The sequence below is a fragment of the Fodinibius sediminis genome (assembly GCF_900182555.1).
Classification (GTDB): Bacteria; Bacteroidota; Rhodothermia; order Balneolales; family Balneolaceae; genus Fodinibius; species Fodinibius sediminis.
The window spans coordinates 126,278-141,133 of the sequence record NZ_FXTH01000008.1; the positions used below are offsets into that span (position 1 = coordinate 126,278).

12 protein-coding genes are annotated in these 14,856 nt (G+C 50.5%); 6 read left to right on the top strand and 6 right to left on the bottom strand.

The window, feature by feature from the left end; genetic code table 11:
- Window positions 1-63 precede the first annotated feature (63 nt).
- The 5 genes from dnaK to tsaD all read left to right on the top strand — a co-directional run bounded on the left by dnaK (window position 64) and on the right by tsaD (window position 6,575).
- Window positions 64-2,013, top strand: a complete 1,950-nt coding sequence (gene dnaK, locus FN808_RS10370) for a molecular chaperone DnaK (protein WP_142714522.1) — start codon at window positions 64-66, stop codon at window positions 2,011-2,013.
- Window positions 2,014-2,145: 132 nt separating this feature from the next.
- Entirely contained in the window at window positions 2,146-3,714 is a 1,569-nt protein-coding gene (gene nadB, locus FN808_RS10375; protein ID WP_142714523.1) for an L-aspartate oxidase, read from the top strand.
- Window positions 3,715-3,722: 8 nt separating this feature from the next.
- Complete coding sequence (gene nadC, locus FN808_RS10380) at window positions 3,723-4,583, top strand: carboxylating nicotinate-nucleotide diphosphorylase (protein ID WP_142714524.1); 861 nt, start codon at window positions 3,723-3,725, stop codon at window positions 4,581-4,583.
- A 34-nt stretch (window positions 4,584-4,617) separates the two neighbouring features.
- The gene (gene nadA / locus FN808_RS10385; RefSeq protein ID WP_142714525.1) at window positions 4,618-5,559 is read left to right on the top strand and encodes a quinolinate synthase NadA; all 942 of its coding nucleotides are present in this window, start codon (window positions 4,618-4,620) and stop codon (window positions 5,557-5,559) included.
- A gap of 11 nt (window positions 5,560-5,570) precedes the next feature.
- Complete coding sequence (gene tsaD, locus FN808_RS10390; protein ID WP_142714526.1) at window positions 5,571-6,575, top strand: tRNA (adenosine(37)-N6)-threonylcarbamoyltransferase complex transferase subunit TsaD; 1,005 nt, start codon at window positions 5,571-5,573, stop codon at window positions 6,573-6,575.
- 54 nt (window positions 6,576-6,629) lie between these two features.
- Here tsaD and rnhA read toward each other — a convergent pair whose 3' ends face one another.
- From rnhA to FN808_RS10410, 4 genes are all read right to left on the bottom strand, one after another.
- A complete protein-coding gene (gene rnhA, locus FN808_RS10395) occupies window positions 6,630-7,076 on the bottom strand; it encodes a ribonuclease HI (RefSeq protein WP_142714527.1) in 447 nt (148 codons plus the stop codon).
- A complete protein-coding gene (gene pyrF / locus FN808_RS10400) occupies window positions 7,069-7,908 on the bottom strand; it encodes an orotidine-5'-phosphate decarboxylase (RefSeq protein WP_142714528.1) in 840 nt (279 codons plus the stop codon). The genes rnhA and pyrF overlap by 8 nt, the downstream gene beginning before the upstream one ends.
- Window positions 7,909-8,032: 124 nt before the next feature.
- Window positions 8,033-9,373, bottom strand: coding sequence for an SGNH/GDSL hydrolase family protein (locus FN808_RS10405; RefSeq protein WP_142714529.1), 1,341 nt, complete (start codon window positions 9,371-9,373; stop codon window positions 8,033-8,035).
- Window positions 9,374-9,391: 18 nt separating this feature from the next.
- On the bottom strand, window positions 9,392-10,660 hold the full coding sequence (locus FN808_RS10410) for an OmpP1/FadL family transporter (RefSeq protein ID WP_142714530.1): 1,269 nt from the start codon (window positions 10,658-10,660) through the stop codon (window positions 9,392-9,394).
- A 195-nt stretch (window positions 10,661-10,855) separates the two neighbouring features.
- Between FN808_RS10410 and FN808_RS10415 the strand changes: the two genes are divergently transcribed.
- A complete protein-coding gene (locus tag FN808_RS10415; protein ID WP_142714531.1) occupies window positions 10,856-11,599 on the top strand; it encodes an SAM-dependent methyltransferase in 744 nt (247 codons plus the stop codon).
- A 51-nt stretch (window positions 11,600-11,650) separates the two neighbouring features.
- On the opposite strand, the gene FN808_RS10420 is transcribed toward FN808_RS10415, so the two are convergent.
- Both FN808_RS10420 and FN808_RS10425 read right to left on the bottom strand, forming a co-directional pair.
- Window positions 11,651-12,310, bottom strand: a complete 660-nt coding sequence (locus FN808_RS10420) for a hypothetical protein (RefSeq protein WP_246068332.1) — start codon at window positions 12,308-12,310, stop codon at window positions 11,651-11,653.
- 134 nt (window positions 12,311-12,444) lie between these two features.
- Window positions 12,445-14,631, bottom strand: coding sequence for a sodium-translocating pyrophosphatase (locus tag FN808_RS10425; RefSeq protein WP_142714533.1), 2,187 nt, complete (start codon window positions 14,629-14,631; stop codon window positions 12,445-12,447).
- Window positions 14,632-14,856: the final 225 nt, after the last annotated feature.

Below are 14,856 nucleotides of genomic sequence, written 5' to 3' on the forward strand. Positions count from 1 at the left end.
AGCATAACATGATATTTTCTACCAAAGAATTAATCTACTAACAAAAAATCATAAACGACTATTATGGGAAAGATCATAGGAATTGACTTGGGTACTACCAACTCCTGCGTTGCCGTCATGGAGGGGAATGAGCCCACGGTTATTCAAAATTCAGAAGGCGGGCGAACAACTCCCTCGGTTGTCGCCTTCTCTAAAGACGGCGAGCGTCTTGTGGGAGCTCCCGCAAAGCGCCAGGCGATTACCAATCCTGACAAAACCATCTCTTCTATCAAGCGGTTTATGGGCCGTCTTTTTAATGAGGTGAAGGAAGAGACCAAGCAGGTTTCTTACAATATTGTCAAAGGTGACGACGGGACCGCCCGTGTTCAAATTGAAGATCGAAAGTATGCTCCCCAGGAGATTTCTGCCATGGTGCTTCAGAAGATGAAGCAGACCGCGGAGGAGTATCTGGGAGAAAAGGTAACGGATGCTGTTATTACCGTTCCCGCTTATTTCAATGATGCACAGCGCAAGGCTACCCAGGAGGCAGGAGACATCGCGGGATTGAATGTGAAGCGAATTATCAATGAACCAACGGCTGCTTCTCTTGCCTATGGACTGGACAAGAAAGATCAGGATCAGACCATTGTTGTCTATGACCTCGGTGGTGGTACCTTTGACGTTTCCATCCTTGAACTCGGCGATGGTGTATTTGAAGTGAAGTCAACCAGCGGAGACACACATCTGGGCGGCGATGACTTTGACTCTCGCCTGATAGATCACTTGGCTTCTGAATTCAAGAAAGATGAGGGTATTGACCTTCGAGAAGATCCGATGGCCATGCAGCGGCTGAAAGATGCAGCTGAAAAAGCCAAAATTGAGCTTTCCAGCTCGCAGAAGACGAATGTAAACCTGCCGTTCATTACAGCTACCGATTCCGGGCCAAAGCATTTGAATATTGACATCAGCCGGTCACAGTTTGAAAAACTGGTTGATGATCTCGTTCAAAAAACCATTGATCCCTGCAAGAAGGCTATTAAAGATGCGGGTCTGAGCAAGAATGAAATTGACCAGGTCATACTGGTTGGCGGTTCTACACGAATCCCGAAAATACAGGAAGTTGTTAAGGACTTCTTTGGCAAAGATCCCAGCAAGGGCGTGAATCCTGATGAGGTTGTGGCTGTCGGAGCGGCTATTCAGGGTGGAGTGATGTCGGGCGACGTTGATGACGTTGTGCTGCTTGATGTTACACCGCTGTCACTTGGTATTGAAACTCTGGGCGGGGTGTCCACACAGCTTATTGAAGCCAACACGACAATTCCAACCAGCAAGAAAGAGACCTTTTCTACGGCTGCTGACAATCAGACCAGCGTGGAGATTCACGTATTGCAGGGAGAACGGGCCAAGGCCCAGGATAACCGCACCCTCGGCCGTTTCCACCTGGACGGTATACCGCCGGCCCCACGGGGTGTTCCCCAAATTGAGGTCACCTTCGATATCGATGCCGACGGTGTGTTGAATGTAAGCGCCAAAGACAAGGGCACGGGGAAAGAGCAGAGCATCCGTATTGAGTCTTCTTCCGGATTGTCCGAAGAGGAGATCGAAAAAATGAAACAGGCTGCCGAGGAACACGCAGAAGAGGATGAACGTATCCGCGAACGAGCTGAAAAGCTGAACAAGGCTGACAGCTTGGTATTCTCTACGCGCAAGCAGCTGGATGAGCACAGCGACAAGATTTCTGATGAGAATAAAGAAAAAATCGAAGCGGCACTCGAGAAAGTTAAGGAGTTGCACGACCAGGAGAAGGTCGATGAGCTCGATGAGGCCATGGAGGAACTTAACACGGCCTGGTCTGCGGCTTCGCAGGAAATCTATCAATCTGCTGCTCAGGAACAACAGGGTCAACCTGGACCGGGAGCCGGAGCAGCCGCCGGTGGTGCCACAGACGGCGCTCCCGGGGCGGAAGCCGACCAGGAAGATGAAGATGCTGTGGATGCCGATTTTGAAGTCGTCGATGACGATGACAAGGAATAAAACGGCTCAATAGCATCCCCGTCGAATAGAATATAAAGCCCTCCATCGGCTGATGGAGGGCTTTTTTATTATCTTGGGTAGCTTACGGAATATACCTTATATTTAGGGTGAAATTTTAGGAATTCAACTTACGTGAAAAGTACAGCGATCAGTACGGATTTTCTTATTATTGGGAGTGGTGCAGCCGGCCTGAATGCAGCGTTGCATGCCAGTCGGCATGGCGAGGTCAGGCTCATAACAAAATCCGGTCTGGAAGATAGCAGCAGTTACTGGGCGCAGGGGGGGATTGCCGCGGTGTTGACAGAGGGTGATACCTACCAAAGTCACAAGAAAGACACCCTCGCAGCGGGACGTGGTTTGTGTAATACGCAGGCGGTGGATCTGTTGGTGCGCGAGGGAGCCCGGGAAGTGCAACGATATATTGACCGGGGAATGAACTTTGACAAGACTGATGGGGAGCTCGACCTCGGCCTGGAAGGCGGGCACTCGAACAGGAGAGTATTGCATGCCAATGGGGCAGCAACCGGAAAAGCGCTCATCGAATTTCTTACCAAGCTGGTGAAGGCGGAAGAGCGTATTACGGTAACGGAGCAGGCCTTTGTATACCGGCTGTTACAGGACGGGGAGGGGCGTTGCCGGGGAGCTGAAGCCTACCTGTACAGGGAAGATGAACTTCTTACAATTGAAAGCCCGGTTACCATCCTGGCTACGGGCGGCTATTCAGGGCTCTTCCAGCGCAGCACTAATCCCCACACATCTACTGGCGATGGTTTGTGGCTCGGCTATGAAGCAGGCGCCATTCTCCAGGACCTGGAGTTCGTACAATTTCACCCTACTGCTTTTTATGCCCCTGACGGCTCAACTTTTTTGATCAGTGAAGCTGTCAGGGGAGAAGGTGCTTATCTGTTGAATGAAAAAGGGGAGCGCTTCATGGAAGCCTACAAGCAGAAAGAGCTGTCGCCCAGGGATGTGGTTTCACAGGAGATTTTCCGTCAGATCGAACAGCAGGAAAAAGAATACGTCTATCTGGATATCAGGCACCTCGATACCCAGCGAATGAACGATCATTTCCCGAATTTGATGGGTAAAGTCGCGGAACACGGCATTGATATTAAAAACGAAGGAATCCCGGTGGCACCGGCAGCCCATTACTGCATCGGGGGACTTGCAACGGACTTGGATGCCCGAACAACGGTAGAAGGGTTGTATGCCTGTGGAGAAGTGGCAGCAACGGGAGTACACGGGGCTAACCGGCTGGCCAGCAACTCACTGCTGGAGTGCCTGGTTTTCAGTAAAAGAGCCGTAACCCATGCTGCCATGAGGGAAAATAAAAATCAGGGAACACTTCCGGTGTGGGGATCATTTGTCATTCAACAGGAGGCCGGTGACCAGTTTGTAGCGTTTCAGCAGCAGGTGTCGGCCTTGCTTAGCCGGCATGTGGGAATTCAGCGCCACCGGGAAGGGCTGGAAGAGGCGGTTCATGCATTCCATACAATAAAGGAGAAGCTGCCGAATAAACCCAACGAATATTTTTCAATCCGCTCCCGGGGACTTGTACAGCTGGCCGGGCTGATTGCAGAGGCGGCACTGCAGCGAAAGGAAAGCCGCGGCGTTCACACCCGGATCGATTTTCCTGAACGGGATAATACTTCGCGCCACCTCTCTTTTCAAAAGCCCCTTGAACATAAAGAGTTACTTTAAGCACACTTATGAGTACAGAAACCGCCCAAAGCATCCCTGAAGAGGTTATACGCCGCCTCATAGATCAGGCTTTTCAGGAAGATATCGGAAACGGCGATGTGACAACCGATGCTATTGTGGATGAATATGCCCAGGCAGAAGCCTGTTGGAAAGCAAAAGATGAAGGAATTGTTGCAGGACTTGAAATTGCCCGGCAGGTATTTGAACGGCTGGACCCTCAGCTGGAGTGGAAACCGGAAACGAAGGAGGGGCAGCGGGTATCGGCCGGAAGCATACTTACTGTTATGCAGGGGGCGACACGTGCGCTTTTGACTGCAGAACGCATCGCGCTTAATATTGTCCAGCGTATGTCAGGGATTGCTACCAGGACCCGCCAGTATGTAGCGGCTGTTGGCGAGCTTGACACTGTAATTCTGGACACCCGCAAGACAGCGCCGGGGTTACGCCTGCTGGATAAATATGCCGTCAAGACGGGAGGAGGACAAAATCATCGCATGGGACTCTATGATCTGGCCATGATTAAGGATAATCATATTATTGCTGCCGGAGGTATTGCCGAAGCGGTAGAGAAGGTCCGCCGATATGCCCCCGGACTTGACGTTGAGGTGGAAACAACAACCTTGCGGCAGGTAGAGGAGGCACTGGGAGCGGAGGCGGATATCATCATGCTCGATAACATGAGCAACAAATTGATGCAAAAAGCCGTTAAAAAGATCAACGGACGGGCCAAAACCGAAGCTTCCGGAAATATCACGCTGCATACGGTCAGGGAGGTTGCAGAAACGGGGGTGGATTATGTTTCGGTGGGGGCCTTGACCCATTCGGTGGAAGCATTTGATATCAGTCAGACTTTACAACAACTTAAATAAATAAAATCTCAAATTGTGAGATAACCGAACACTTATGAATACCCAAGAACTAGTCACGGAAATCAACCGGTTAAAAGAGGAACGCAATGCAGTAGTGCTGGCTCATAACTACCAGGTGCCCGAAGTACAGGATATCGCCGACTATATCGGCGATTCCCTGGGACTTTCGCATCAGGCGGCTGAGACGGACGCAGACGTTATAGTTTTCTGCGGAGTGCATTTCATGGCAGAGACGGCTTCCATTATTTCACCCGACAAGAAAGTGCTTATTCCTGATCTTGATGCAGGCTGTTCCCTGGCCGATAGTATTACGGTAGAGCAGCTTCGGTCGTGGAAGGCCGACCACCCGGATGCCGTAGTCGTCACCTATATCAATACAACTGCTGCTGTTAAAGCTGAATGCGATTACTGCTGCACCTCTTCCAATGCGGTTGACATTGTAGAGTCCATCCCCGAAGAAAAAGAAATCCTGTTTTTACCGGACAAATTTCTTGGATCATACGTGGAGATGGTTACGGGGCGCGAGCTCAATATATGGGACGGCTCCTGCCATGTGCATGAGAAGATTGGAGAACTGAATCTGGGAGAAAAGCAGAAAGAATATCCCGATGCGGAAGTGCTTATACACCCTGAATGCGGCTGCTCTACTTCGTGCATGATGAAGTCGGCTATGTACTTTGACTGCGAAGACGGACATATTCATTCGACCAGCGGAATGCTCAATCGTGCCAGTGAGTCGGAGGCAGAAGAGTTTGTAGTTGCCACGGAAACGGGTATCCTGCACCGTATGCGCAAAGAAAATCCCGGAAAGAAGTTTTACCCGGCTAATGAGAATGCCGTGTGTGAGTTCATGAAGATGATTACCCTTGAAAAACTGCATGAGGCCCTTAAATACGACCAGCATGAAGTGAAAGTGTCCAAAGAACTGGCTGAGCGTGCCCATCTGCCGATTCAGCGCATGTTAAATGTGGCCTGATACAGACGCCAATGAATATTTTAGGCATAGAGTCTTCCTGTGATGAAACAGCTTCTGCTGTTTATACGGATAAGGGCTTACAGTCCAATGTCATTGCCTCTCAGACGGTTCATGAACAGTATGGAGGGGTCGTGCCTGAGTTGGCCTCCCGAGCCCATCACAAGACCATCTGGTCGACTGTTCAACAGTCGCTGGAGGAAGCTGGGACATCACTGGACAAGATCGATGCTGTTGCGGTAACCCAGGGACCCGGTCTTATGGGATCACTGCTGGTTGGTCTATGTTTTGCCAAGGGGCTGTGTTTGTCACGGGATATCCCGATCATTGGGGTTAACCACATGGATGCCCATATTTATGCCAATTTTATTGAGGGACAGCCGGAGTATCCCTTTGTTTCTCTGACTGTTTCCGGGGGACACACTCAGCTGGTCTACGTTGAGAGTCCGTTCGAGCATACCCTGCTGGGACAAACCCGCGACGACGCGGCAGGGGAGGCCTTCGACAAGATCGGAAAGATTCTGGGGTTGCCTTATCCCGCCGGCCCTGAGATTGATGAACGATCGAAAAAGGGAGATCCGCAATTCCATGATTTTCCCCAGGCCATGCTGGATAATGATTTTGAGTTTAGCTTTTCGGGTCTTAAAACATCGGTGATGTATTACCTGGAGGACAAGGAGGACCCGGAAGCTTTTCTTGCAGAACATTTGAATGATATTTGCGCCAGTGTTGCCCGTGCGATAACAGAAGTGCTCATCAAAAAACTGCGTAACGCGGTCGTTCACACCGGCGTTCAGACCATCACGCTGGCCGGGGGCGTATCAGCCAATTCAATGCTGCGACAGAAAGCGAAGGCATTGGCCCGGCAAAAAGATCTGCAGCTGTTCATCCCCCATATTGCCTACTGCACCGACAATGCTGCAATGATAGCGATTACAGGCCATATGATGGCCCGGCGGGGGCTGTTTTCTGACATGAACCTGAAACCATTTGCCAGCCTCAAACAGGCAGTATCCTGATTTCTTGCAAGAGCTCAGGCTGCTTTTCCATTGAGCTGAGACGTTTTGTTGCCGCTACTGAAATTTTTTTGAGGCTTCTACCGCCAGTCGGTCAACCCTGTTGTTTCGTTCATTGTCGGCATGGCCTTTGACTTTAATCCACTCTACATCATGGGGCTGCATCGCGGTCAGCATTTCTTCCCATAGGTCCCTGTTTTCCACTGGTTTTTTATTGGCTTTTTTCCAGCCCCGCTTCAGCCAGCCATCAATCCAGCCCTGCTTGAATGCATTCACAATGAGTGCACTGTCGCTGTGTATTTTTACATGACAGGGCTGATTTATCGCATTCAAAGCTTCAATAACCGCCCGCATTTCCATGCGGTTGTTGGTCGTATTTGGTGCGCTGCCGGTAATTTCTTTCTCTCTGCCATTCCACTGGAGCAGTGCCCCCCAGCCGCCGGGACCGGGATTTCCGCTGCACGCTCCGTCGGTAAATACAATAACCGTTTTTTTCTTAGACATAGGTTGCAGTGATTGGAGATATTCGTTCTTTGAGGTTCTTGGCCGATTGACGGACTTCCTGTTCCCAGTCATCAGAATCCCCGCCCGCATACAGGATACTCCGGCTCGAGTTTATCAGGGGGATACCATGGTGATTTTTCAAGGCTTCTGCCAGGGCACTGACAGAGCCTCCCTGCTTGCCCACGCCCGGAATAAGAAGAGGAGAAGCGGGAAACTGGCTGATGACCGGCTGCAGGTCAGGGGCTTTGGTAGCCCCCACAACCATGCCGATGGCCGCAGCGCTCGATTCCTGTTTATGCTGAAGTTCACGGGCAATGTAAGTTGCAACCGTTTCTCCGGAGGAAAGGGTTTTGAGAAGAATATCAGCAGCTCCCGGATTGGACGTCAGGGTGAGCGTATAGACACCGTTGGATGCATTGTCAAGAAAGGGGTCCAGTGTCTCAAATCCCATCAGTGGATTGAGCGTAATCGCATCCACCTCCAGTTGTTCAAAAAAGGCTTTGGCGTAATGTTCTGCTGTCGAGCTGATATCCCCCCGCTTGGCGTCTGCTATAACCATTTTTCCGGGCGGGAGGTATGCGAGAATTTCCTGGAAAACATCCCAGCCATCGGGGCCGAGGGCTTCGAAAAAACCCAGGTTGGGCTTATAGGCTGCACAGTGCTCCTGTGTAACGTCAATCACCTTTTTGAGGAAGGTACGGACTTTTACAGGCGGGGATGCCTGTCCATTCCGGATGGCTGCCGGCAGCAGATCAATATTGGGGTCAAGTCCTACGCAGAGGGTAGAGTCAGCTTGCCGGACCGCCTCGGCTAATTTGTCGTTGTAATCCATAGAACAATACGGTTTAAAGTTCAGCGAAAGATACAAACTGGCCGAAGGAGTTCGAAATGTTTACCCATAAAAAAGGAGCCGTCGTACAACGGCTCCCAAACAGGCATAAACAAGAGACGGATCCTCAGTTGTTAATGGGAATGCCTCTTGGAATAGTCCCCAGGTCTATGTCCGGCAAGGAGGCATTATACGTATCATTAATGGCCTCAATGGTAAGGTTGGCAACGACGCCATGTCCCTGGTTGCTGGGATGCACCCCGTCGAAACTGAAGAGGGAGCCGGGAACAGGTGTAAGAGTAATCCCATTCATAGTAATTCCCTGTTCACCGCTGGATTGCTGGAAGTTTTGGAATATCTGACTGAATGTATCATTGATATCAACCAAGGCCCAGCTGTTTGCACTTGCAGCGTTGGATATAGTATTGTTATAGTTGTCGACCACTTGATTGGCCTGTGCAATTTCAGAATTTCCTGCGGAAGTAGGCGTAGGCCCATCAAGGATGTATTGATTTGGAATAGGATTATTTGGTTTTATAGGGGGGGGAGTTTCGCCTGTCTGGACTCTTTCAAAATAACTGGTAGCTGATAACAGAATGAGGTCATTAGCGCGCATAACTCGTGTGCCCTCGACTGCTTCAATAAAAATATCAAACGAACCTTCTGACGTGTTAAACTGGTAGGTCTGAGTTATTTCATTGTAGGATATAATACCTTCATTAACCAGCCTTGTCCGTAAAAGGAAAACATAGGGAATAGTGGTTACATTGGGGATATTGTAAAGAACTGCCTTGGCTCCGGTCTGTGCAATAGTGCTAGCTGACGCCTGGTACAGCTGTCGGAAGTCGCTTGGAGGCACATACGCCTGTGTGCCTCCGCTGGTAACGTAGCCAAGAATGTCGTTGCTACCAAGCCAGAACAGTACAAAGGTGGGATCAAGGGCGGCCAGCTGCTCGGACTGCGTATTGCCCATGTCACGTAACACAAGATCAAAGAACGGGTTGTTTTGCCGTCGGGCGGAATAGGGGGCACTGGGGAGGTCCTGTCCCAGGAAATCAGCTAAAAGGGCATTGGGAATACCCAAATTGTTATAGGGGCGGTCAAGGTCGGAGTTGATGGGCTGGCCCTGTTCGTCGGTCTGGGTGGGACCGGACAGATCCGAGCCTTCCAGCCCGAGGCGGCCGAGGCCGATGCCGGGGTCGCTGACAAGCGGCTGTTCAAAATTTTGTACTGATTCCATCTGGCCCGCCACGAGCGATGGATAGGAATAACGTTGGGCGGTGCGGTAGAGGGCCCCGTTCTGGTATCCGGCGGTCAGGCTGTTGCCAACGGCTGCCACCATTGAAAAGTCCGCCTCGCCACTGTTGGATTCAAAATTTACGTCATTAAAATCTTTACACGCCGATAGAGAGACTGCCGTTATCAATAACGCCAGGAAGACCTGAAGTGAAAGTGTACGGAATTTCATAATGAGTTCTTTTTATCCTTAGAATTTCATCGTTAAACCAAGCGAAGGCAGGTTGGCGTGGGTATTATACACCCCATGCAGTCCATTAACCGAGCTTCGATTGGTACGTTCATTGGATCTGATAAATATGTAGGATGCGTCCACGGTGAGATATTCCGTAACGTCGTAGCTTAGCCCGCCGGAAAATAACCACCGGTTGGCGTCGGGGAGGGTGGGGTCCATATATTTGGTGGGGAGGGGCGACTTATCGTAAGCCACGCCCGCACGCAGGGAGAGTCCCGGGGTCCAGGCATCGGTATATTCGCCTCCCACCCGGAGCTGCCAGGAGTTGTCGTATCCCCTCTCACTTGCAAGCCGGTCGGAACCAAAGGCAGGGATCTGCTGGTCAAATTCTATGACCAGCTCGTCATAGCTGGACCAGCCCCACCATACATAATCGGCTTCGAGGTTAAGGTTCTCGGTTGCCTGTACATTGACAGCTGCAACCCAGTTGGCCGGTAGTTCGAGAGTTGTGCCACCTCCGGCATCTGAGGGGAAGAGGGCCGTTGGAAGATCACCAAAGTCGGCTTCACCGCTGTATTCCGTCTCAACTTTGCTGCGGTAGGTGAAGCCCAGGGTCACCCGGTCTGTCGGCTCGTAAAGGAGGCCCAGGTTATACCCAAGGCCCGGCTTTTCAAGTTCTCCGTCCAGTGCAAAGATATCATCTTCCACGGCAAAATCCTCCACTGCGCGGGAGAGTTCAACTTTTCCATAGGCGGCAATAACCAATCCGGCCCCAATTTTTACGTTGCCGATGCCAAAATCGGGCAGCTGATACCCTACCGTTGGCTGTACAAAGATGGTTTCAACAGAGGTATTGATAGCTTCTGTACGACCAACCCAGTTCTTATCCCATCTGGTTCCCAGTCCAAAAGGGGCATATACACCAATCCCGGCCGTGAGCCCATCCTGTATTTCATAGGAGGCATAAAAATTGGGGACCAGAAAGTTTTGCTCGTGCATATCGTATCTTTTGCTACTGCCGGGATAGGCACTGGAACTTGCAAAGGGCCCTCTAAAGCTCGATCGCGGGGCAATAATGGTAGCGCCCCCGCTTATCCTGAGCCCGTCGAGCCCGCTCAGCCCGGCTGGATTGTAGTAGATCGTGGATACGTGATCGGCATAGGCTGCAAAAGCTCCCAGCATCCCGTTGGCACGGATGCTGGCTTCATAAATCGAAAATCCGCTGGAGAAAGCGGAAGTCGAGCATACAAAAACAAGACATATGGTAGCTATTGTTCTACGCATAAAATTACCATTGTGAATTAATATTACCTTATAATGTATTTTTAATGTTATCCCTGCTATACTGGAGGATATACTTAACGCTGTTAAGTTTAAATAACTAAAAGATGGGCAAATATAAAAGCAAAGTTTGCAAAAGGGCTCGAATTTTTATTCATTCGGTTGAAAAACACTTAACATCATTATACCAGCAGATTCATGGATTGGTTTGAAGAATGGTTTGACAGTCCGTTGTATGAGAAACTGTATGCAGACCGGGATGAGGATGAGGCCGCACGGCTGATCGACTTGCTGGAACGCGTCTTGTCGCTTCCTGCAGGCTCCAAAATATTGGATCTGGGGTGTGGAAGGGGACGCCATGCGATTACCCTGTCCCAAAAGGGGTATCAGGTTACCGGTATTGATCTCTCTGAACAGGCCATTGCCACAGCCCGCGAGAAGTCCGGACACATGGGCATCGAACAAATCCGTTTTGAGGTCCGTGATATGCGCAATCCGCTTCCCGAGACGTTTGATGCGGTGTTTAATCTTTTTACCACTTTTGGATATTTTGAATCGGATGAAGAAAATGCGGGCGTCTTTGACAGTGTCAGTCAAATGTTGTCGCCGGGTGGGATTTTTGTTGTGGATTATTTCAATGCCCAAAAGGTTCGAAGTACCATCCGCCCCCATGAGGAGGGCTCGTTTCACGGTATTCATTATGATATTTCACGATACATTGAAAATGATATGGTGTTCAAGGAAATAACATTTTCCGGAGACGAGGTTAACGATACCAAAAAATATGTGGAACGGGTCAAGCTCTATGAGAAATCCTGGTTTGAAAGGGAAATGAGCAAGCGGAATTTTAGCATTGATCATGTATATGGCGACTACCTGGGTAATGATTTTGACCCGGATGTCAGTTCACGTCTTTTGCTTGTCAGTCACCGGCAGAAGTAAAAGAAGACAAGTGGAGATGGAACTCACGGCCGATCTATCTCTACCACTCTCTTATAAGACCGTATTAGCAGATACTTCTTCTGCCCCGTGGGGCGGTCGATCAAGGGTCCAGGTCTCAAAATAAAAGTGACGCTCGGAACGCATGCGTTTGCTGTTGATACTGAAAAAGCGAAAGTCGTTGCTAACCAGTGGTTGGAACGCCCGGAAGAGAGCCGGGTAGATATTTTCCATGGTGAGGAGATGAAGGTCAAATCCGTGATGGGCCTGTTCTTTGTATAACACATAGCCGCCCGCTGTCAGAATTTCACGCAGTTCCTGCTTTCGGTGTACAATATTGGATTCGTTGTCAATGTTGAGGTTATCAAGCATCACTCCGGGTTTCTCATCGGCAATAACCATCGGTTCGCCAATCCCCGAAGACGCCAGGGCCTCGGCCAGGGATCTGAAAGAGGTGCCGGGGACATGAATGTGCCGGTGTTCAAAGGTTTTTCCCAGTTGCTCGACCGTCCGTGTTGCTTTCTCCAGGGCATTCAGACCAAATTGTTCTTTATCGAGCCGGGTTCCCGTGATATAAAATTTGGAATAGGTAGGGGTGGGCTTCATAAAATCGGCCAGGGTCGCTTCAATCTCTTCCGGTGACTTGTTGGCATTCCGTTTCGCCGGTTTATCCAGCCGCAGATCGTGATCAAAGAAGAGTTTAAAGATGTCCATGAAGGGTATGATTTAATGTTGGATTGAATGTTTGAAGATACGGAATACAGGAACCGCTTTAAACATAGACAGAAGTAAAAAAAGCCCTGCATCTCAGGTACGGATGCAGGGCAGGGAAGGTTGATACGTTCAGGCTATATCATTGTTGCAATAACGAGAGCAACGACCGACATCAGCTTGATAAGAATGTTAAGCGATGGTCCGGAAGTATCCTTGAATGGATCTCCCACCGTGTCGCCCACGACCGACGCTTTATGTGCCTCGGAGCCTTTGGACAGGATTTCCCCGTTGTACTCGAAACCTTCCTCGATCATCTTTTTGGCGTTGTCCCATGCCCCGCCGGCGTTGGATTGAAACAGAGCCATCAACACGCCGGAGGCGGTCACACCGGCAAGCAGACCACCGAGCATTTCAGGACCTCCCAGGAATCCAAAGGCAACAGGCACAACCACGGCCAGTACACCAGGGGCAATCATCTCGCGCAGGGAGGCCGTGGTGGAAATAGCTACACATTTCTCGTATTCGGCTTTTCCGATGGCTGTTTCAAAGGTTTGCTGATCTTCGTCCGACCAATCTTCGAGTTTGGCTCCCTTGTTGCGGTTCATGGTATCAAGACCGGCGCGCAGTTCGGGGATGTCGTTGAACTGTCGGCGTACCTCTTCAATCATTGACATAGCTGCGCGTCCCACGGCTTTCATGGAAAGGGCAGAAAACAGAAAGGGGAGCATGGCACCGATGAAGAGGGCGGCCATAACGGTGGGTTGGGTAATGTCGATGCCCGCGAGTGTAGTTTCGTGGGTCGCATTATAAGAGGTGATAAAGGCGGCAAAAAGCGCAAGAGCGGTCAAAGCCGCCGATCCAATGGCAAACCCTTTGCCGATAGCAGCGGTCGTATTACCAACAGCGTCGAGCTTGTCAGTACGGTCACGTACTTCTCCGGGCAGCTCAGACATCTCCGCAATACCACCCGCGTTGTCAGAAATTGGACCGTAGGCATCCACCGCCAGCTGTATACCTGTATTGGAAAGCATGCCAACCGCAGCAATGGCAATACCGTACAGGCCGGCCAGGTGATATGCCCCGATAATGGCTGTAGCAATAATGACAATGGGAATGGCCGTGGAAATCATGCCCACGCCCAAACCGGCAATGATGTTTGTTGCAGCACCGGTGGACGACTGTTCTACAATGGACTCAACAGGGCTGGTGCCCGTCCCCGTATAGTGCTCGGTAATCAGGCCGATGAGCAAACCGGCAGCAAGGCCGAAAATGGTTGCCCAGAAAACACCGCTCGGAGTATAGGTGACGCCATTGAACATCCAGCTCTCGGGGAGCATCCAGTGAATTAACAGGTAGGAAGCAACCAGCATGACGGCAGCGGAAGCAAATTCACCGATATTCAATGCGGTTTGCGGGTTCCCACCTTCTTTGACGCGAACAAAGAACGTTCCGAGGATGGAAGTCAGTATCCCGGTCCCGGCCAGGATCAACGGAAGGAGTACGGCAGAAAGCCCGTTGAAGTTGTCGGCCCAGTCGGGGTTTGCCATAAAGGCGGCCCCCAGAACCATGGTACCGATGATGGATCCCACGTACGATTCAAAGAGGTCAGCGCCCATCCCTGCTACATCCCCTACATTGTCACCCACGTTGTCGGCAATCGTGGCCGGGTTCAGCGGGTGGTCTTCCGGGATGCCGGCCTCGACTTTCCCTACAAGATCGGCCCCTACATCTGCCGCCTTGGTATAAATGCCACCGCCCACACGGGCAAAAAGGGCGATGGAGGATGCTCCAAACGAAAATCCGGTTACCACCGCCAACACTTTGTTAACGCTGGCAGCTGTCCCGGTTCCAAACATATTCCCAAAGAATAAAAAGAGTACGCCCAGGCCGAGTACCCCCAGACCTACAACGCCGAGTCCCATAACCGATCCTCCTGCGAAAGCGATATTCAATCCTTTTCCCAGGCTTTCCCGGGCGGCATTGGTTGTTCGGACATTGGCCTTGGTAGCCACGCGCATTCCGATGAAGCCTGCAAGTCCCGAGCAGAGAGCCCCAACCACGAAGGAAACAGACACCAGCCAGTGCGAGGTTTCTGTGTTTGCGGTAATTCCCAGTAAAATGGCCACGGATATAACAAAGATCGACAGCACCTTGTACTCCGCCTTTAGAAAAGCCATCGCTCCGCGTTGAATGTGGGAGCTTATGGTAGACATTTTCTCTGTGCCTGTATCTTGTTTTGAAACCCATGATGATTTTAAGAAGGTGTAGAGCAGGGCAATGATCCCGCTAACCGGGATGAGGTAGGTTATTAGTGTATCCATATTTGATTCGATTAATTGTAGACTAATTATGGTTAGTATTAATAATCCCTTGTTATCTGTTGAGCCTTATCATATTACATTGTACTTGCATAATTGGTTTTCCCAGAACTGCCTAATTTCAACTGCATCTCCTGCACTTCCGTGGATCGGTTGAAAAGCAAACGTCTGTTGTTCGAAATTTCTCTTGTATACTGTAGGTACGTTTCCATTCTACAGAATTCTAAC